Raw genomic sequence first — 18,532 nt, 5'->3', positions numbered from 1 at the left:
CGCGCCTATCCTGAGCGTGGAGTTTCCGGGTGGGGCCGTCCGGCGCCACCCGAAGGAGAGGCCCGGCAGGGGTGTCCCGGCCGGGGCACCCGTTCAGGAGGCCGGAAGGGGCACCCCGCAGCGGCCCACGACCTGATGCACCTCGGAGTCGTCCATGTTCCGGCGTCGTCCTCCGCGGTCGGTGAGCGCCGACGACCTGCTGACCACGCTCGGGCGGCTCACCGCCCAGGCACGGGCGGGAGCGGAGCTGCAGCGGGCCAGGGTGGAGCTCGCCCAGGCCCTCCAGCGGGAGATGCTGCCGGCCGCGCTGCCGCAGCTCCCCGGCCTGCGGGCCGCGGCCGGATACGCCCCCGCCCGGCACGGCCTGGACATCGGCGGCGACTGGTACGACGGCTTCACACTGCCCGACGGGTCGGTCGCCTTCTCGCTCGGCGACGTACAGGGCCACGACGTCGAAGCCGCCGCCTTCATGGGACAGATCCGGATCGGGCTGCGCGCCGTGGCCACCGTCGCCGCCGACCCGGGAGAGGTGCTGAGCCGCGCCAACGACCTGCTGCTGTCCGTGGATTCCGGTCTCTTCGCCACCTGCACGTTCCTCCGCTTCGACCCCGTCACCTGGGAGTTGTCCAGCGCCCGCGCGGGCCACATCCCCGGTGTCTGGGCCACGTCCGACGGCCGCTGCGGTCTCGCCGAGGACGCCGGCGGGGTGCCGCTCGGCGTGCTGCCCGGCGAAACCTACCCGGTGACCCGCCGCCCGCTGACCAAGGCCGGGGCGTTCGTCCTGCTCACCGACGGTGTGGTCGAAGGGCCTTCGTTCCCGATCGAGGCTGGCCTCGCGGAGGCGACCCGGCGGGTCAGTATCCGGGCACCGCACGGCGACCCGGCCGCCGTCGCCGAGGCCGTCATGGGCGTGGCCGAATTCACCGGTCACGCCGACGACGCCGCGGTGATCGCCCTCTGCTTCGACAGGGCGGCCCGCGGCCCGGAGTGACGCACGGCCAGGTGTGCGTGTCGGTGGCCGCAGGGCGTCGCCGACGTTGTCTGATGACTGCTGTGGTGCGCACCGAGGATGTCCGGCGTCCGGCGACCGCGGCCCTGAGGATCCTCGCCCTCGCCGCCGCCTACTACGCGGCTGCCCGTATCGGCCTGCTGGAGCAGGTGGTGATCGCGGGAGCGGTGGTCACCCCGCTCTGGCCGCCCACCGGCATCGCCCTCAGCTGCTTCCTGCTCTTCGGTCTGCGCACCTGGCCCGGCGTCGTCCTCGGCACCTTCCTCGTCATCGCCACCCTCGGCCCGCTCGACATCGGCATCATCGGCAATCTCCTGGGCAACACGCTCGGCCCGGTGGCCGCCTTCCTGATGCTGCGCAGAGCCGGCTTCCGCGTCGAACTCGACCGGCTGCGGGACGGGGTGGCGCTGGTCGTGCTCGGCGCCTTCGCCGGCATGCTGATCAGTGCGACGCTGGGCACCGGCACGCTGCTCCTCAGCGGGAAACTGCCCGCCGGCGGGTTCTGGCCCACCTGGTCGGCGTGGTGGGCGGGCGACGCGATGGGCGTCCTGATCATCACGCCGCTGCTGCTGTCGCTACGGGCGATCCGGCTGCCGCTCTCCGTCCCGTCGCGCTGGGCCGAGGCGTCCGCCCTGCTGCTCGCCGCGGCCGGCATCTCCCTGCTCGGCACCCGCAGTTCGCTCGCCCTGCTCTTCCTCGTCTTCCCGCTGATCGTCTGGGCGGCGCTCCGCTTCCAGCTCGCCGGGGCCGCCCCGTGCGCCCTGATCATCTCCGTCCTGGCGATCACCGCAGCCAAGGACAGGGCCGGTCCGTTCGCGGGGCACAGCCTCTTCTCCGTGATGGTCAACCTCCAGGCGCTGAACGCCTCGGCCGCGCTCACCGCGCTGCTGCTCGCGGCGACCGTCACGGAGCAGAACGGCATCCGCCGCAAGATCGAGGACGCCTGCCGGGAACTGGCCGAGGTGGTGGACCGCCTGGCACCCGGCGAAACCGCGCACCGCTGGCCACCGGACGGACGGCCGAAGAGGTGGAAGGACGAGCAGTCCTGACGACCGGACCGCCGTCCGGGACGCCCCGGCGCCCCGGCATGCAGCGGGGCGGGCGGCACCAGGCCACCCGCCCCGCGTCCCCGCTCGCCGTCAACCACCCGGCAGCCGCGGTTTCTTACGGATGGCAGAAATCGGCGGAGGTGATCCAGCCGCCGCCGTTCTCGTCGTCGGTGCCGAGCACCCCGGTGGCCGAGCCCGGCACGCAGGCGAGTGCCTCGATCTTGTGGCCGGAGAAGGAGGATATTCGCTCCGGCGTTGCGGGCACGTCGAGTTGGGCGTCGTGGCCGCCGGTGAACGAGACCTTTCCGGCGCGGTAGAGGGTCGATTCGAACGGGCCGTCGTCACCCGGGTCGGATGCGGAGGAGACCGTCAGGGTGCCGTCCGCGGCGATCTTCACGTCCGAGATGTGCCGCACGTTCTCGGTCGGGAAGGGTACGTGCAGGTCGGCGGATTCGCGCTTGCCGAAGTCGTGGGTGTCCGGATTCCACTCGGCCGCGGTCAGCACGCCGGGATCGTCGTCCTCGCCGCGGTCCGCCCAGACCGCGAGCAGGCGGCCGTCCACGGCGGACAGCGCGAAGCCCTCGTAGTTGCCCTTGGACGAAGTGCCGGGCAGCGCGAAGGAGTCGATGACGGTGGCCGTGTCGCCGTCCCTGCGGATGCGGTACGCCGTTCCGTCGCTGGCCAGCACCACGTACTCGTGGGCGTGACCGGGGACCGCGTCGAGCGCTTCCAGGTCGACCGGCTGCTCGCCGCTCCACGTCACCGGCCGCGCCTGCGGGGCGGCGCCCGGACGGTAGCGCACCGCCACCAGACGGTTCTCGCCGTCCTCCTTGTTGTCGCGGACCGCGAGGGTGTCCACCGCGTCGCCCGACACGCCGTCGACGACGATGCCGCTGATGCCCGCGGTGATGCCATCGCCGACCTGCTGCCAGCCGTCGTCCGCCGCGTGGGACACGGTGCCGGGGGAATGCGCGGGACGCGGCGTGCCGGTCGGCGGGGTGTGGGCCTGGGCGCTGCCGGCCACCGCCAGCAGGGCCGCACCGGCGACGGCCGTGGTGAATGCTTTCCTGATCATGGCCGGAGTGTACGGACAGGGGTGAAGAGGGGCGAGGGGCACGGCAGTTGATTCTGCGGGCAGCCGGTGGGGCCGCCGCGCAGCGGTGCGGGAGAGGGGCGCGGCGTCAGCCGTTGTAGAGGGGCAGGTGCAGCAGTGAGGCGACGTCCGGGCGGCGTTCGCCTTCGGTGGCGACGGTCAGCACCTGCCGTACCGTGCCGCCGGCCGCCGCCACCAGGTTGTGCAGCGCGGTGAGGACGCCGCTGTTGCTGATCACCTCGTCGATGAGGGCGATCCGGCGGCCCTCGACGAGCGCGGCGTCGTCCTCGCCGAGGAACAGCTCCTGCTTGTCGGGTGTGCCGATGTTCCGGACCGGCACCCGGACCGGCCGTGCCATGTTGGGGTGCCGCCTCTTGCGGGCGATGACGTACGGACGGCCGGTGTACCGCGAGAGTTCATGGGCGAGGAGGATGCCACCGGCCTCCGGGCCCAGGATCACCTCGGCGTCCGACGGCATCCGCCCGGCGAGCGCCTTGGCGCAGGCGACGGTCAGCTCCACATCGCCGTAGAGCTTGAGGAACGCGATGCGGGTGTTCTCCGCGACCCGTACGACCGGCAGGTCCCGGCGGATGTCGCCGACGGAGATGGTGTGGGTGAGCGTCATGAACAGGCGTCCTTGTCCAAGGTGGCGAGCGGGAGGGCAGGGAGTGCGGCCGTACGGGAGGGGAGCCGGGCGCCGGCCGGGGTCGGGCGAGGGGGCGGTGCTGCGGGTCGCGCCGGGTGAAGTCGGCGTGCGGGGGCGTGAGTTGACGGCCACCGAAGAGGCCGATGGGGTGGCGGCGGTGTGGCCCGGCAGGCCGTCCGCCGCCGTCCGGGCCGTGCCTCGGTGCGCGGAGCGGCTGTCCCGGACTGACCGGGCTCGGCGCTCCGCACCGTCAACATGGCCGAGCGTGGTGATGCGGTCCCGGCAGGCCGGCGGGTGCTTCTCTGCCGGTCGGATCCATGTCTGCCGCGGTGAGCTGACCGCGCAGTGCGCCGGCGGCACGGGTGTACGCGGGGCTGTTGGCCGGGGCCACTCCGCGGAACACCGTGACGGCCGTTGCCATGGATGGCCTCCTTGCGTCAAAAGTTGCCAAAATCAGCACCTAATGTTGCGCCGAGTAATGCTGGGGTGACTGATTGAATCACAAGATCATACGTATGATGTCCGCGCAAGGGTGATGGACGTCGAATGCCCTTGGTTCACCGGGTAGTTGGTGCGCTGTCGGGCGAGGGACATTTCCCCCGCCCACGGCCCGCGTGACCGGCTCGCGCCCGTTCAGTCGGCCTGCGCCGCCGCGGCCTGCGGTGCGGCCGACGACCGCTCGGCCAGCCGCGCCAGGAACGGCGTGACGAGCCCCGTGAGCGCGAGCAGGGCGGCCAGTCCCAGCCAACCGGATGGGCCCACGTCCACGACGGCCATCACCAGCAGCGCGGGGCCCGCGACCGTGACGCCGGTGGCCCCCAGTTGATAGATGCTCAGCTGGTAGGTGCGCTGCGCCTCGGGGGCCAGGCTGTAGGAGATGCCCCAGCCGCCCGCCGACTGCCACAGCTCGCCCAGCGTGAGGGCGACGGCGGCCAGCAACAGCACGATCGCGGCGGCGGGTTCGTCCATGGTGCCGGTCATCGCGACCAGCAGGCAGAACGCCGCGAGCGCGAGGCCGGCCGTCCGTTGCTTGCGGGCCGCGCACCCGATGGCGTCGCCGCCTCTGCTGAGCCGTACCTGGAGGAAGACCGCCATCAGCGTGTTGACGGTCAGCGCGATGCCGACCAGGGAATGCGGCGCGTTGGTGCGGGTGACGATCCACAGCGGGAAAGCCACCGACAGGATCGGCATGTGGGCGTAGAGGATGCCGTTCGTCAGGGACAGCAGCAGGAACGGCACGCTCTTGAACGGCAGCAGCTTGGAGCCGGGCGCCGGTTTCTCCGCCTGGTCCGCCGACCTGCGCGGCAGCCGCAGCCGTAGCAACAACAGCCCCGATACGAGGAATCCGAGCGCGTTGAAGAGGACGAAGGCGACGTAGGCGCGCGGCGAAGCCCAGGTGATCACCGCGGTCGCGGCCAGCGCGGACAGCGCGTACGCGGAGTTGCGGGCGACGGCCACCACCGCCATCGCGCCCACCATCGAATGCTCCTCGCTGGTGGTGCCCGCGACCGACTGGATGATCGGCACCGCAGCCCATTCGACGGCCCCGACCAGGCAGGCCACCACCAGGAACGTGCCGAAGCCGTGGACCAGCGGATAGACCAGGAAGGCGGCTGCCCGCCACAGTTGCAGCGCCACCAGGGTCGGGCCGTCGCCGAACCGGTCGGCGAGCCAGCCGATGGGGATCGCGCACACCAGGCCGACGAGCCCCGCGACCGAGAGTCCCAGCCCCACCTGGGCGTTGGTCAGCCCGATGACCTGGGTGTAGAAGAGCGCCGAACCGGCGAGGAAGAGGCCGCGGCCCGCGGCGTCGACGAAGGCGACGAGGAGGAAGGTGCGGGCCGCCCGCCCCTGGGGGATGTTCCGGGCGGCCCCTCGTGCCCACGCGAGCGGCCCGCGCCCCGGCGGGAGCGGTCGGCCGGCCGGCGGTGATTCCTCGTCGTGCAGGTCCACTGTGCTGTTTCTGCCTTTCCTGGCGGCGGAAGAGGGGATGCGGGGAAGGTACCTGTGTGGCGGGTGTTCACGCCCGCGCGTCGTATTTTGCGGCGGCGAGGCGTGCGAAGTAGGCGGTGGTGACGGCCATGACCGCGTGTCCCGTCATCCCGCCGACGTCGTGGGCCGGTGCGAACTCCACGATGTCGTAGCCGATCACAGGATCGGGCAACTCCTCCAGCAGGCCGAGCAGTTCACCGGTGCCGAAGCCGCCGGCCACCGGTGTGCCGGTGCCGGGCACGCAGGACGCGTCGAGCACGTCGATGTCGAGCGTCGCGTAGAAGTGGCCGACCCGCGCCGCGATCTCGGCCAGATGGCGGCGGTAGGCGTCCCGTGCCCGCTGCGGGTCATCGGCGAAGTGCGCGGCCCGTACCTCCCGGATGCCCTTCTTCTCGATGTAGCCGGCCTCGCCATCGTCGTAGGCGCGGGTGCCGACGAGCAGGACGTTCTCGGGGTCGACCACGCCGTCCTCGATGATCCGGCGCAGCGGCGAGCCGTGCGAGACGGTGGAGCCCTGGTAGCCGTCCAGCACGTCCGGATGCGCGTCGAACCAGACGAGTCCGAGCCGCCGCCCGGCCCCGGCGGCCGAGACGATGGGGTAGGTGACCGAATGGTCGCCGCCGTAGGTCAGGACCGGCACGGTGGTGGCGCGGAACACCTCGCCGTAGACCTCCCGGATGTGGGCGACGGACCGGGGCAGGTCGAACCGCCAGGTGGGGACGTCGCCCAGGTCACGCAGCCGGACTCCGGACGCGTCCCGCCCGTGCCGGTCGGTGGTCTTGACGCGGCGGGACAGCTCCCGGACGCGGGCGGGCCCCAGCGAGGCGCCGCCCGCCCCGCCGGCGCCGCCTTCGAAGGGCACCCCGATGACGACGGCGTCGGGCGCCGCGGTCGTGTCGGGGGGCAGGGCGAGCCCGTTCCAGAGGCCCGCGTCCGCCGCCACTGTCAGATCCATCGATGGCCTCCTGGTGAACCGAAGGGGTGGGAAGGAATTCGAGGGAATCGGGGAACGGGAGGGATCGCGGCGATATCCCCTAAGGGAGCGCCTGGACGGTGAAGTCGAAGCGTTCGTTCTCCTTGATGCGGCGCACGATGTCGGCCATGGGCGTCACCACGGCGCAGTAGGAAGCCAGCCATTCCAGCGCGCGGTCGCGGTCCGCGTCGCGTGTGGAGACGACACCGTCGGTGGGCACCACGACGTTGTAGCCGCGGAAATGCGCGTCGGCCGCCGTCGTCTGGATGCACACCTGCGCCTGCATGCCCGTGATGATCACGGTGTCGATGTCGTGTTCCTGGAGAAAATCATGGAGACCGGTCTCGAAGAAGCCGCTGTCCTTCTTCTTCTCCATGACGATGTCGGACGGCTCGACGAACTCCGGAAGCAATGCGGCGCCCGGCGTGCCGCGCAGCACCGGAATACGGCCGTCGTGGAGTTCGATCTTCTTGTCGCCCTCGTCGTAGATCAATTGAAGGTGGATCACCGTGACGCTCTGTTCCCGCATCTGTGCGAGGAATTCCCGGAACGCCGGTGTCATCAGGCCCACATTGGCCTTGCGCTGCTCGTTCTTGTCGACCAGATCGCGCTGGAGATCGTTGGTCAGAATCGCGTATCGAGGCATGCGTCGTCCCTGGATCGGGAGTTGGGGTGTGCCGAGACGTGACCTCGGACGGCACGAGCGTAGTCATACGCATGATGCGCGGCAATGGTGGATCAATGGCTGGTTCAGGACAGTCTTGATACGGCCAGGAGTTGACATCTGACGCTCCTCTTGTCGGTGCGTCATGCGTATGACTAATCTGCCACGCGGTGGCCGGACTGCCGGGGCGAAAAAGCTCCGTTGACAGTTGCCCCTTCGACACCGTACGAGAAAAGAGGCACGCCATGACCGAGCGCCTTTCCGTGCAGATCGACGAGAGGAACGACGCCTTCACCAATGCGGTGAAGGAGCAGCTGCTGAAGGATCTTCCGCAGGTCGGCACGGAGTCACTGGAGTGGCTGGTGAGGGAGCACTATCAGTTCTCCTTCGCGAACAAGACCCTCCTTCAGAAGGCCGTCGACTGCACCAAGAAGCTGGCCGACAAAGGAGTTTCGACGGAACTCCAGCGCAATGTCGACGAGGAGGACGGCCACGCCCCGATGTACAAGAAGGGCATGCTGGAAGCCGGTACCGACATGGACGAACGGGTGGAGTTCGCGCCCACCACCCGCTTCCTCGCCGACGTCGACGCGCTGTGCGCCCCCGACCCCTCGCGCGCCCTCGGCTCGCTGTACGCCACCGAGACCGCGGCCATCTTCGAGCACGAGGTCTTCTACGAGATCTGCAAGGAGATCTGCGACCGCCGCGGCTTCACCTACGACGGGAGCCTGATCAAGCGCTTCCACGACATCCACCTGGAGGACGGCATCGAACAGGGCCACAAGGACGGCCTCGCCGCCTTCGTCGACCTCGGCCCCGACGCCGCCGACGGGGACGGCGACCCGATCGACATGGCCGAGGTCCGCAAGGGCGCCATGGACGCCATCGAGATCATGCGGGTGTGGTGGGACGCCCTCCTGGAGAAGACGCTCCGCAGCCCCGGTGCCACGGCTGCCTGACCGGTCCCGGCGGCTTCCCGCGGACTTCCGTGGCCACCCACGGACTTCCGCCCTCTCCCACGGTCTTCGCGTTCCCCCACGAAAGGCTGGCGCGTGACGAAGACAGTTGTCCTGGACCACGGAGCCGGTGGCGGGATGAGCCAGGAGCTCATCTCGGGCACCATCGCCTCGATCCTCGGCGATACCTACATCGGTGAGATGGAGGACAGTGCGCTGCTGGAACTGCCCGGTCGCCGGATCGCCATGACCACCGACTCGTTCGTGGTCGATCCGGTGTTCTTCGGCAACGGCGACATCGGGAAGATCGCCGTCGCCGGCACCGTCAACGACCTCGCGGTCAGCGGTGCCAGGCCGCTCTACCTCACCCTCGCCGTCGTCCTGGAGGAAGGCTTCGCGCTGGCGGACTTCCGGCGGATCCTGCACTCCGTCAGGGACACCGCGGAGGCGGCCGGTGTACGCATCGTCGCGGGCGACACCAAGGTCGTACGGCGCGGCGAGGCCGACGGGATCTTTCTCAACACCACCGGCATCGGCGTGCTGGAGCGCGCCACGGGGCTCTCCAGCCGCGCGCTGCGCACCGGCGACCAGATCATCGTGACGGGCTACCTGGGCGATCACAGCATCCACATCCTCTCGCTGCGCGAGGGCCTGGGCTTCGAGCAGCGGGTGTTCAGCGACTGCGCGGTGCTCAACCACGTCATCGCGGACGTCCTGGACGCCTGCGGCGACGGCGTCCGGTGCATCAGGGACGTGACCCGCGGCGGCCTGGGCACCGTCGTCAACGAGTTCGCCCAGGCGTCCGGCGTGGCGATCGGCCTCACCCAGCAGGCGCTGCCGGTGCGTCCTGAGACCGCGATGGCCGCCGACATGCTGGGTGTCGACGTCATGTACCTCGCCAACGAGGGCAACCTCTGCCTGGTCGTCGCGCCCGACCGGACCGAGGCCGCACTCAACGCCCTGCACGCGCACGGCACCTGTGCCGCCGCCGCCGTCGTCGGGAGCGTCGTCGAAGGACCGCAGGGAGTGGTGCGGATGACCGGCGCCGACGGCCGCGAGGCCACCGTGGAACTGCTCTACGGCGCCCAGCTGCCCAGGCTCTGCTGATGGACGCGGTCCGCCGCACCCTGCGCGTCACCGGCTTCGTCCAGGGCGTCGGCTTCCGGCCGTTCGTCCACCGCCTGGCCACCCAGCACCTGCTGGGCGGCTGGGTGCTCAACGACGCCCGCGGCGTCACCCTCTGCGTTGAGGGCCCGCGTGCCGCGGCCGACGCCTTCGGCCGCGACCTGCGCGAGCGGCTGCCGGGACTCGCCCGCATCGACACCTGCGAGGTCGTCGCCGAGGAAGCGGTGCGGGACTGGACGACCACCTTCGCCATCCGCCGCAGCCGCTCCGACGGCGGGGCCGGCGTCCTGATCACCCCCGACAGCTACGTCTGCACCGACTGCGTCGCCGAACTCTTCGACCCCGGCGACCGCCGCCACCGCTACCCGCTCATCAACTGCACCAACTGCGGCCCCCGTTACAGCATCATCACCGCGGTGCCCTACGACCGCCCGCAGACCACCATGGCCGACTTCGTCATGTGCCCCGCCTGCCGCGAGGAGTACGAATCGGCCGCCGACCGCCGCTTCCACGCCCAGCCCAACGCCTGCTGGGACTGCGGCCCGCGGGTGCGGCTGCTCGCGCCCGACGGCGCCGAACACCCCGCGCCCGACCCCGTCGACGCCGCCGCCGCACTGCTGCGCGGCGGCCACATCCTCGCGGTCAAGGCGCTCGGCGGCTACCAGTTGATGGCCGACCCGCACCACGCCGACGCCGTCGCCGCACTCCGCGCCCGCAAGGAACGCAGCGCCAAACCCTTCGCCCTGCTGGCCGCCGGCAGCGAGACCGTCGCCCGCTACGCACACCTCGACGCCCACGAGACCCGGCTGCTGGAATCCCCGGGACGCCCCATCGTCCTGCTCCGCGCCCGAGCCGGCAGCGGCCTGTCCCCGCAGATCGCCCCCGGCTCCCCGACGCTTGGCTTCATGCTGCCGACCACCCCGCTCCAGCACCTCCTGCTGGCCGGCACGTCCGGCGTCCTCATCGCCACCAGCGGCAACGCCCCCGACGAGCCGATGGCACGCACCGAGGACGAGGCCCTGGACACCCTCCAGGGACTTGCCGACCACTTCCTGGTGCACAACCGCGCGATCCACCTGCGGATCGACGACTCCATCGCCCGCATCGTGCACAGCCCCGGCGAGCCCAAGGTGACCTTTCTGCGCCGGGCCCGCGGCTACGTCCCCGACCCGGTGCCCGCCCCGTTCGCGATCCCGCCGGTACTCGCCGTCGGCGGCGAGCTGAAGAACACCGTCTGCGTCGGCTCCGGCACCTCCCTCTACGTCGGCCAGCACATCGGCGACCTCAAGACCACCGGCAACCAGCGGTTCTTCGCGGAGACCATCGATCATCTGCGCGGCGTGTTCGGGGTGACCCCGCGCTACGTCGCCCACGACCTGCACCCCGACTTCCACTCCACCCGCTACGCCCGCTCCTGCCGGGACATGGAACCGGTCGCCGTCCAGCACCACCACGCCCACATGGCCTCCTGCATGGCCGACAACGGCCTCGACCGCCCGGTCATCGGCGTGATCTTCGACGGCACCGGCTACGGCACGGACGGCACCATCTGGGGCGGCGAATTCCTCGTCGGCGACTACCGCGGCTTCGAACGCGCCGGACACCTGGCCCGCTTCCGCCTGCCCGGCGGCGACAAGGCCGTCCGCGAACCGGCCCGCGTGGCGATCGCGCTGCTCACCCAGCACTTCGGCCAGGACGCCGCCTCCCTCCCGCTCGACCTGCTGCGGCACCGAGACCCCTTCGAGGTCGGCGTCCTGATGAAGATGACCACCCGCGGCATCAACGCCCCGCAGACCTCCAGCATGGGCCGTCTCTTCGACGCGTACTCCGCGCTGCTCGGCGTCTGCGAGGAGTCCGGCTACGAAGGCCAGGCCGCCATCGAACTGGAGGCGCAGATCGCCTGGGACCACACCCCGGCCGCACCCTGGCCGCTGAGGCTGACCGAGGACGAGGGTTGTCTGGTGGTCGACCACCGTCCGTGGCTGGCCGCGCTGCTCGACGGAATCCTGGAACACCGCGCCACCACGGCCGAGTTGAGCCGGGCCTTCCATGAGAGTGTGGTGCACGCCGTGGTCGAGGTCTGTCTGCGGCTGGCGCGCACCCACGGGCTGCGCGATGTCGCCCTCAGCGGCGGGGTGTTCCTCAACCAGCATCTGCTGGTGCGTACGGAAGCGGAGCTGACCACCGCCGGTCTGCGGGTGCACACCCACCGGCGGATCCCCACCAACGACGGCGGCCTGTCGGTGGGACAGGCGATGGTCGCCGCGGCGCTGGCCACGGCGCAGGAGACGGCGAGCTGACGAGGCGGTCATGGACGCACAACGGGTACGGGAGTTGCTGGACTCCGTCGTCGGGCAGATCCGGAAGTACGTGCCCGACATGGCGCCCTACTTCGAGGACGGCAGGCCGCTGGGGGAGTACGCCGGCACCCTGCACCCCACCGCCCCGGCCGCCCCGGAGCACACCGCGCGCCAGGAACTGGTCGCCCGCGCCACCCGGCGGGTCCTGGCACGCGCCTTCGGCCCCCGGGGGCACGGCGCCACCGTCACCGCACAGCAGTTGCGCGCGGTGAACATCGTCGACCACCACCAGCTCCTCAACCACCCGCTGCTGCTGGGCACCAACATCATCGCCAACGCCTCCCGCCTCCTGGACGGCCGCCAGGGGGCGCCGATCGTCACCCTCTCGTGCAGCAACGTCGGCCCCGGCAACCACTACATGCGCGGCGGCTTCCGGTTCCGCGGCCGGGACGTCCCGTACTTCGCGGCGAAGGAGCACCGGGACGTCATGTACCACGTACCTGCCCGCCCCTTCGACTTCGTGGAACGGCAGCGCGCCCTCAAGCGCTGGTCCGCCCACACCCCGGCCGACCAGGACTTCCTCCAGGAGTACCAGGACCTCCTGAACGGGCTCGACCACACCCACACCCGCGCCCACCGCGACCAGCTCGCGGTCGCCGTGCACGGCACCTGGCCGCGGCTCTTCGCCCCGCCGCTGCGCGACCGCGTCCCGCACCTGCTGTACGCCAACGCCGAGGACGTGGCACGGGAATCCCTCATCGAGCTGCTGGCGGGCGAGAGCGCCCTGGCCGACGCGCTGTTCGAGCCGACGCTGCGCGGCCACGTCCTGGACGCCTTCCGGGGCGTCGTCGTCGCCTGGGACGAGGCGGCGGGCAAGGGCACCCACTTCTTCTGGCGCACCCACCCGCACCGCCCCGGGCTGCTGCGCCTCTACGTCCGGGGGAGGTCCCTGGTCCCCGCCGACCCCCGCTTCGCGCATCTGGGCATCGAGCTGACCCGGGACGCCGTCCGCGAGGCCCTGGCCCGCGAGGAGATCATCCCGTCCGTCGCGCTGTGGGTGAGCCTGCTGCTCTTCGCCGGCATCAAGCCCCTGGTCGGCCCCGGCTCGCTCGTCTACACCAGCCGCCTCCGGCAGGGCTGGTCGGCGCTCTTCGACGACCACGGGTTCCCGGACGAGGCCCGCCTGATGGCGGGCGCCGACATCAGCGGCATGATCGCCGGCACCCCGGTCTTCTTCGCACGCGCCGGATCCGCACTCACCACGCTCTACGCCGCCGACGTCATCCGCGGCGGCGGGGTCGACGAGAGCTACCTGGCCGCGGTGTTGCGCACGCCGCTCCACGACGTCCTGTCGGTGGGGGCGAGCGGTGTCCACGACCTGTTCTCCCACTCGTACATCCCCAAGGACCAGCAGCCCACCGAGCGCATCGGCTTCGACGAGGCCGCGAGCGTCATCCACGGCTGGGTCTGAGGGGAGGCCCCCGGAAGCGGTCCGTCCCGGTGCGGTCAGCCGCGCGGCGCCGGGCCGATGGACTCCCGCTGCCGGAACGTGACCGGCAGTGACACGCCCTCCGGCATCCGGCCGCCGCGCAGTTCCACCAGGGCGCGCATGCCCTGCCCGCCCAGCTCCTCCAGGGGAAGGCGCACGCTGGTCAGGGGCGGCGTGGTCGGCGGGGTGGACGGCGCGTCGTTGAAGCCGATCACCGACAGGTCCGCGCCGACGGTCAGGCCGAGGCTCGCCGCCGCGGCGTAGACACCCGTCGCCATGTTGTCGTCGTCGCAGATCATCGCGGTGGGACGGTCCGCGGCGGCGAGTACCGGGAGCACCCGCTTACGCACCTCGGCAGGCGGCAGCGCACTGGGCACCCGCAGTGCCGCGGCCTGCGGGGCGGCCCGCATGCTCCGGTCGAAGACCTCGGCGCGCCTGCGGAAGGTCCACGCGTGCCGGTCGGCCCGTATGTGGGCGATCCGCCGATGGCCGAGCGCCAGCAGCCGGGACACCGCCGTGGCCATGCCGGTGCCGACGTCCATGGTGACGGTGGGAGTGCCGGTCACCGGTGCGTCGTCCAGGACGACGAGCGGCACACCGGCGCTGAGGTCGCCGACGTTGTCGGCGGACAGCGAGCAGGCGATGACGCCGTCGAGTGCCTGCTGCGGGGCGGAGAACGGGCTGGCGCCGTCCTCGGCGCCGAGCGGGAAGACCACCACGCCAAGGCCGTGCCCCGCGCCCACCCGGGCCGCGCCCGCGTGGACGGCGGCGAAGGCGCTGTTGGTCAGCGTGGGCACCACGAGCAGAACCGTTCCGCTGGTGCCGAGACGCAGGTGGCGGGCGGACTGGTTGATGCGGTAGCCGAGCCGGCGCGCGGTTTCGGTGACCCTCCGGGCGGTCCGCTCGCTGATGCGGCCCGCCGACTTGCCGTTCAGAACGAGGGAGACCGTCGACTGGGATACGCCGGCGACACGTGCGACGTCGGTCGCCGTGGTGGCGCGAAAGGGGTCAACTGTAGTCATTCCGGGATCTTTTTGGTGGGTGGTGCCGCGTTCAACGATCTCTTCTATCGCACAATCGCGGGGCGCGGGAGGGGGGTGCGCAAAGTGAGATCAAGCGGCCGGCGGTGCCGAACCCCGAACGGGAGGGGGTTGGCGCGAGATGCCGACGTGATGTCGGACGTGGCCCGTGCGAAATATGCGGCGAGAGACTGTGAGGTGCGCCACATTCCGACCGGCGTGCCGGGCCGCACCGTCCGGGTGCCGAGGGGTGAGTCAAGTTCCCCTGCCTGTAGTCGAGTTGAGAGTGTTCGCGCTGGCCAGGGTGGCGGCCCGGCGCGGGCTCGGCGATTATCCGCCGCGCCGTCCGGGGTGGCGGGCGGTCGCACATCTGCGTAACAGGATGATCGCTTTCCGTATTTTTCTTTCGGGCTGCGTTGCACGTTTGCCCATCTCCTTCCGAAATCCTGCCCGTTGAGGACAGCACGTCCTCCGGCGCCCACCGCAGACGCGGCAGCGCCGTCCGCCGGAAGGAGGACAGAAACGTGACGCTCAATGATGCCCTCGCCTCACTGGCACTGATCACCGCGGTGCGCGTCTTCGCCCCTGACATGCGCCACCTGACGCGGCGACTGCTGCGTGCGGGGGTGCGCGTCGGGGCGGCGGCCCTGGTGGAGGACCACCGGACCGCCGCGCCGCAGTACGAGGCCCGCACCCCCGCCGCCTGGGACGAGGAGGTATCGCCGTGAATCCCGACCTGCCGCCGCGCGACGACTGCGGCGACCACCTCGCCGAGGTGCAGTACACCTTGCCCACCGCCCTCGAAGCCTTCCACGACCTGTACGTCAAGGCGTACCTCAACTACGCCTACACGATGCTCGGCGACAAGGAAGCGGCCATCGCCGTCGTCCGCCGCTGCTTCTCCCACCTCGCCCTGAACTGGGCACAGGTGATCCGCGGCGAAAGCCCCGAGGCGTACGCCTGGGCGCTGCTCAAGGCCCGCGTCGACACCCACCTGCGGCTCGCCGGAAAGTCCTCCCGGATGGTGGAGACCGCGGCCTTCCAGCGCACCGCACGCGCCGCACTCGAATCGGTGCGCTGCCAGTTCGAGGTGATGGAGACCTCACTCGGCCTCTACACCGCCATCGCCTCGCTGCCCGAGCGGCAGTACGACGTGATCGTGCTGCTGCACGTACTCGGCTACCCGTCCGACCGCGTCGCCCGGATCATGGGCGTCAAGCGCGACACCGTCCGCTCCCACCGGCGGCTGGCCAGGCGGCGCATCGCCAAGAAACTCGGCCTTCCGCAGTCCATGGCCGCCGACGACGACAAGGAGTGACATGCGGCCCTCGCGCAGCATCCACGAAACACTGGAAGACGCCGTGATACCCGACGCGTTCGCCGACTACGACCTCGCCGCCTCCAGACGCCGGATGGCCCACGACGTCGCCGACACGCTCATCTTCGACAGCGCCGCGGCCCGCGCCGCAGGCATCGCACGCCGCGCGCCTGCCCTCGCCGCCGGCGCCTTCCCCACCGTCCACGACCAGGCGGGCAGCGACCTCCGCGCGCTGTCCGCGCACGCCCTGCACGGCAGCGACGCCGCGGAACTCCTCGCCAAGCTCGCCAACAGCCGCCGCATCGACCCGGACGGCGCGCTGCACTTCGCCTGCCTGCTCAACCTGGCAGGCTGCACCGAAGGCGCCCAGTTCTGGTGGCAGTTCGCCGCGGGCGCGGGCAACCCCACCGCCGCGCACTGCCTGCACCTGCTCCACCTGTACCGCGGGGAACTGCGCGACGCCGAGCACTGGGCGGGCCAGGCCGCCGACCTCGCGGGCGGCGCCGCCGCGCCCCTCACCCGGGGGGCCGCACCCCGCGCACGCGGACACCGACGGCACCCCAGTCCGGCCCTGCGCGCCGCCGTCCGCCACCTGACCGTGGACGTGGACGACGAATTCGGCCGCGTCCCGCATCCCGACCCCTGCCTGGCCGACCGGATCGGAGAGCTGGCCGACGCGCTGTGACGCGGGGCGGGGAACGGCCCCGCCCCCTCTCCGCCGGCTCCCCACCAGCGGAAATCTCCGCGCTGCGGCGGCCGGGCCGATGGCATGCTGGGCCCGTGAAAGGACCCGACATCCCCTTCAGCTTCGCCCCCGCACTGCACCTCTTCCTCGCGGCGGGCCGCAGCGCCGACCGCACCCTCGTGACGACCGACGGATCGTCCACGCTCGGCCATGTCGTCGAGTCGCTCGGCGTACCCCTCACGGAAGTCGGACGGCTGCTCGTGGACGGCGCGGAGGTACCCGTCTCGCACGTGCCGCAGGACGGTGAGAGCGTCACGGTGCAGGCCGTCGCCAGGCCGCAGCGGATCCCCGGCGCCCCGCTGCGCTTCCTGCTCGACGTCCATCTCGGCACCCTCGCCCGGCGGTTGCGGCTGCTCGGCGTGGATGCCGCTTACACCAACGAGGACCCGGGCGACGCCGCACTCGCGAAGCAGTCGGCCCGGCAGCGCCGGGTCCTGCTCTCCCGGGACCGCGGGCTGCTCCAGCGGCGGGAGCTGTGGGCCGGCGCGTACGTCTACAGCGACCGCCCCGATGACCAACTCCGGGACGTAATCGGCCGGTTCGCGCCCGAACTCGCCCCCTGGACCCGCTGCACCGCCTGCAACGGCCCGCTCACGGACGCCGACAAGGACACGGTCGCGGAGCAACTCCAGGGCGGCACCCGGCGCACATACGACGTCTTCGCCCGGTGCACGGCCTGCGGACGCGTCTACTGGCGGGGCGCCCACCACAGCCGGCTGGAGGCGATCGTCGAGGAAGCGCTGCGGTACGGCGCCCGCTGAGGCCGGTACCTCAGGGCGCTTCTGACGGGTCTCCGCGGCGTCGCGGAGCGCCCTAGCACGGGGGCAGGTGCCGGTCGAAGAACGTCCGCACGTGCCGGCGGACCGCGGGCACCGATTCCCGCGGCGGGAGCGCGCCGACCAGCGCGGTCCGCCGGGCCGCGGACATCAGCCCGGCGGCCTGGAGTTGGGGCGCGACGGCGGCGTAGTCGGTGAAGACCCAGTGCGCGGCGTTGCCGATCAGTCCCCGTTCGGTGCGGCCTCCCGGCCGGGAGAGCATCGCCGACCAGGAACGTGCCAGCTGCGCCCGGCCGGCGAACCTCTCGGACCCGAGCAGCAGCAACGGGCGGTCCACCCCGTGCCGGGCGACGGGGAACAGCTCGCCTTCCTCGCCCGGCGCCTGCGGCGGATGGTCGAGGAAGCCCTCCAGGTTGACCGCGGCGCCGATCCTGCGGTCCTCGTACAGCGCCTCGGCAACCGCGGTGCCACCGGCCGAATGCCCGTAACCGCCCACCCGCCGCAGGTCCAGTGCACGCCCCAGACCCGTTGGCAGCGTGCGGCTGTCCGCGTCCGGATTCCGTCCAGCCGCCAGGAGTCCGAGCTGGTCGATGACGAACCGGAGGTCCGTGATCCGGGTGTCGATCGCGGTGCGGAACTGCCGCGGATCCGACCGGGGATCGCCCCGGAACACGGTCGGGCGGACCTTGTCCCGCTCCGCCGTCCCGGAGGGGAAATCGACCTCACTGGCGTCCCCGGGGTGGTCGACGGTGACCACCACGTACCCGTGGCTCGCCAGTTCCTCGGCGACCCCGGTGCCGACCGTGCGCGGATCGCCGCCCCCGGGGCTGTACAGCAGGACCGGCCGCCGCACCGTCTGCGCGGGCGTGCCCGGGTGCGCGTGCGTCAGAGTCGCCGCCCAGTCCACCCCGCTCCTGGGCAGCTCCGGGTGCACGGCGGTGTCGACCCGCGCGAACCACGGGGCGGCGTCCGCGGTCAACTGCGGTGCGCGCGGGCGGCCGTGGACGGTACGGGCCGGGTAGCAGACCGTCACCATCAGCTCGCGGACGCTGATGCCGTCCTCCCACGGGTCGCGCCGGGAGCGGTCGACGAGGTGCAGCGCGACGGACCCGACCGGGTGCGGCCCGGTGGGCGCGGGCAGCCGCAGGACCAGGCCGCCGACTGCCGGCGCCCGCCGGGCGCCACGGCCGGCGGCATCCGCCCGCGCACCGTCCGCACCGCCCGTGGCCAGCAACGCCGCGGCTGCGACCGCCGACGCGGCGACCGTACGGCGGCCCACCCCACCGCCCCGTGCCCCTCGCTCAGGCGCCGCCTCCCGGCCCTGCCGTCCCCTGCTGTCGCGCGCTGTGTTCCGCATGGTTCTCCTCCGACGCGTGAG

17 protein-coding genes are annotated in these 18,532 nt (G+C 71.8%); 10 read left to right on the top strand and 7 right to left on the bottom strand.

The features are described from left to right. Positions 1-154: 154 nt before the first annotated feature. On the top strand, positions 155-991 hold the full coding sequence (locus ACGFNI_RS05450; protein WP_393680814.1) for a PP2C family protein-serine/threonine phosphatase: 837 nt from the start codon (positions 155-157) through the stop codon (positions 989-991). A gap of 62 nt (positions 992-1,053) precedes the next feature. Beyond that, complete coding sequence (locus tag ACGFNI_RS05445) at positions 1,054-2,058, top strand: MASE1 domain-containing protein (RefSeq protein WP_393681449.1); 1,005 nt, start codon at positions 1,054-1,056, stop codon at positions 2,056-2,058. Positions 2,059-2,173: 115 nt separating this feature from the next. Here ACGFNI_RS05445 and ACGFNI_RS05440 read toward each other — a convergent pair whose 3' ends face one another. From ACGFNI_RS05440 to ACGFNI_RS05420, 5 genes are all read right to left on the bottom strand, one after another. Further along, complete coding sequence (locus ACGFNI_RS05440) at positions 2,174-3,133, bottom strand: hypothetical protein (protein WP_393680812.1); 960 nt, start codon at positions 3,131-3,133, stop codon at positions 2,174-2,176. Between the two features lie 106 nt (positions 3,134-3,239). Beyond that, the gene (locus ACGFNI_RS05435; RefSeq protein ID WP_393680810.1) at positions 3,240-3,776 is read right to left on the bottom strand and encodes a hypothetical protein; all 537 of its coding nucleotides are present in this window, start codon (positions 3,774-3,776) and stop codon (positions 3,240-3,242) included. A gap of 654 nt (positions 3,777-4,430) precedes the next feature. After that, entirely contained in the window at positions 4,431-5,750 is a 1,320-nt protein-coding gene (locus ACGFNI_RS05430) for an MFS transporter (protein WP_393680808.1), read from the bottom strand. Between the two features lie 67 nt (positions 5,751-5,817). Further along, on the bottom strand, positions 5,818-6,744 hold the full coding sequence (locus tag ACGFNI_RS05425) for an arginase family protein (RefSeq protein WP_393680806.1): 927 nt from the start codon (positions 6,742-6,744) through the stop codon (positions 5,818-5,820). A 79-nt stretch (positions 6,745-6,823) separates the two neighbouring features. Then, positions 6,824-7,408 (bottom strand): cysteine hydrolase family protein, encoded by a 585-nt coding sequence (locus ACGFNI_RS05420; RefSeq protein ID WP_393680805.1) that lies wholly within the window; start codon positions 7,406-7,408, stop codon positions 6,824-6,826. Between the two features lie 263 nt (positions 7,409-7,671). Between ACGFNI_RS05420 and ACGFNI_RS05415 the strand changes: the two genes are divergently transcribed. The 4 genes from ACGFNI_RS05415 to ACGFNI_RS05400 all read left to right on the top strand — a co-directional run bounded on the left by ACGFNI_RS05415 (position 7,672) and on the right by ACGFNI_RS05400 (position 13,278). Beyond that, positions 7,672-8,385 carry a hypothetical protein gene (locus ACGFNI_RS05415; RefSeq protein WP_393680803.1) on the top strand — a complete coding sequence of 238 codons (714 nt, stop codon included), beginning with the start codon at positions 7,672-7,674 and terminating at the stop codon, positions 8,383-8,385. Between the two features lie 93 nt (positions 8,386-8,478). Further along, complete coding sequence (hypE, locus tag ACGFNI_RS05410; protein WP_393680802.1) at positions 8,479-9,489, top strand: hydrogenase expression/formation protein HypE; 1,011 nt, start codon at positions 8,479-8,481, stop codon at positions 9,487-9,489. Next, complete coding sequence (hypF, locus tag ACGFNI_RS05405) at positions 9,489-11,807, top strand: carbamoyltransferase HypF (protein WP_393680800.1); 2,319 nt, start codon at positions 9,489-9,491, stop codon at positions 11,805-11,807. Before hypE ends, hypF begins: the two co-directional genes overlap by 1 nt. A gap of 10 nt (positions 11,808-11,817) precedes the next feature. Further along, positions 11,818-13,278, top strand: coding sequence for a hypothetical protein (locus ACGFNI_RS05400; protein WP_393680798.1), 1,461 nt, complete (start codon positions 11,818-11,820; stop codon positions 13,276-13,278). Positions 13,279-13,313: 35 nt separating this feature from the next. Here ACGFNI_RS05400 and ACGFNI_RS05395 read toward each other — a convergent pair whose 3' ends face one another. Continuing rightward, positions 13,314-14,318: a LacI family DNA-binding transcriptional regulator gene (locus ACGFNI_RS05395; protein ID WP_393680796.1), complete on the bottom strand. Its 1,005-nt coding sequence runs from the start codon at positions 14,316-14,318 to the stop codon at positions 13,314-13,316. A gap of 521 nt (positions 14,319-14,839) precedes the next feature. Between ACGFNI_RS05395 and ACGFNI_RS05390 the strand changes: the two genes are divergently transcribed. The 4 genes from ACGFNI_RS05390 to ACGFNI_RS05375 all read left to right on the top strand — a co-directional run bounded on the left by ACGFNI_RS05390 (position 14,840) and on the right by ACGFNI_RS05375 (position 17,139). Further along, positions 14,840-15,043, top strand: coding sequence for a hypothetical protein (locus ACGFNI_RS05390; protein ID WP_393680794.1), 204 nt, complete (start codon positions 14,840-14,842; stop codon positions 15,041-15,043). Continuing rightward, on the top strand, positions 15,040-15,633 hold the full coding sequence (locus tag ACGFNI_RS05385) for a sigma-70 family RNA polymerase sigma factor (RefSeq protein ID WP_393680793.1): 594 nt from the start codon (positions 15,040-15,042) through the stop codon (positions 15,631-15,633). Before ACGFNI_RS05390 ends, ACGFNI_RS05385 begins: the two co-directional genes overlap by 4 nt. A gap of 1 nt (position 15,634) precedes the next feature. Continuing rightward, on the top strand, positions 15,635-16,318 hold the full coding sequence (locus ACGFNI_RS05380; protein WP_393680791.1) for a hypothetical protein: 684 nt from the start codon (positions 15,635-15,637) through the stop codon (positions 16,316-16,318). A 95-nt stretch (positions 16,319-16,413) separates the two neighbouring features. Then, on the top strand, positions 16,414-17,139 hold the full coding sequence (locus ACGFNI_RS05375; protein WP_393680789.1) for a Mut7-C RNAse domain-containing protein: 726 nt from the start codon (positions 16,414-16,416) through the stop codon (positions 17,137-17,139). Between the two features lie 52 nt (positions 17,140-17,191). On the opposite strand, the gene ACGFNI_RS05370 is transcribed toward ACGFNI_RS05375, so the two are convergent. Then, a complete protein-coding gene (locus tag ACGFNI_RS05370; protein WP_393680787.1) occupies positions 17,192-18,511 on the bottom strand; it encodes an alpha/beta hydrolase in 1,320 nt (439 codons plus the stop codon). Between the last annotated feature and the right edge of the window lie 21 nt (positions 18,512-18,532).

The organism is Streptomyces sp. NPDC048644 (assembly GCF_043199105.1).
GTDB lineage: Bacteria > Actinomycetota > Actinomycetes > Streptomycetales > Streptomycetaceae > Streptomyces.
The sequence above is the reverse complement of the archived record's forward strand: the minus strand, read 5'-3'. Positions and strand labels throughout refer to the sequence as shown.

What these genes read in the sequence shown, in the direction of transcription:
- ACGFNI_RS05450 (WP_393680814.1), top strand. Translation starts at nt 155, where the DNA reads ATGTTCCGGCGTCGTCCTCCGCGGTCGGTGAGCGCCGACGACCTGCTG.
- ACGFNI_RS05440 (WP_393680812.1), bottom strand. Translation starts at nt 3,133, where the DNA reads ATGATCAGGAAAGCATTCACCACGGCCGTCGCCGGTGCGGCCCTGCTG.
- ACGFNI_RS05435 (WP_393680810.1), bottom strand. Translation starts at nt 3,776, where the DNA reads ATGACGCTCACCCACACCATCTCCGTCGGCGACATCCGCCGGGACCTG.
- ACGFNI_RS05425 (WP_393680806.1), bottom strand. Translation starts at nt 6,744, where the DNA reads ATGGATCTGACAGTGGCGGCGGACGCGGGCCTCTGGAACGGGCTCGCC.
- ACGFNI_RS05420 (WP_393680805.1), bottom strand. Translation starts at nt 7,408, where the DNA reads ATGCCTCGATACGCGATTCTGACCAACGATCTCCAGCGCGATCTGGTC.
- ACGFNI_RS05415 (WP_393680803.1), top strand. Translation starts at nt 7,672, where the DNA reads ATGACCGAGCGCCTTTCCGTGCAGATCGACGAGAGGAACGACGCCTTC.
- hypF (WP_393680800.1), top strand. Translation starts at nt 9,489, where the DNA reads ATGGACGCGGTCCGCCGCACCCTGCGCGTCACCGGCTTCGTCCAGGGC.
- ACGFNI_RS05400 (WP_393680798.1), top strand. Translation starts at nt 11,818, where the DNA reads ATGGACGCACAACGGGTACGGGAGTTGCTGGACTCCGTCGTCGGGCAG.
- ACGFNI_RS05395 (WP_393680796.1), bottom strand. Translation starts at nt 14,318, where the DNA reads ATGACTACAGTTGACCCCTTTCGCGCCACCACGGCGACCGACGTCGCA.
- ACGFNI_RS05380 (WP_393680791.1), top strand. Translation starts at nt 15,635, where the DNA reads ATGCGGCCCTCGCGCAGCATCCACGAAACACTGGAAGACGCCGTGATA.
- ACGFNI_RS05370 (WP_393680787.1), bottom strand. Translation starts at nt 18,511, where the DNA reads ATGCGGAACACAGCGCGCGACAGCAGGGGACGGCAGGGCCGGGAGGCG.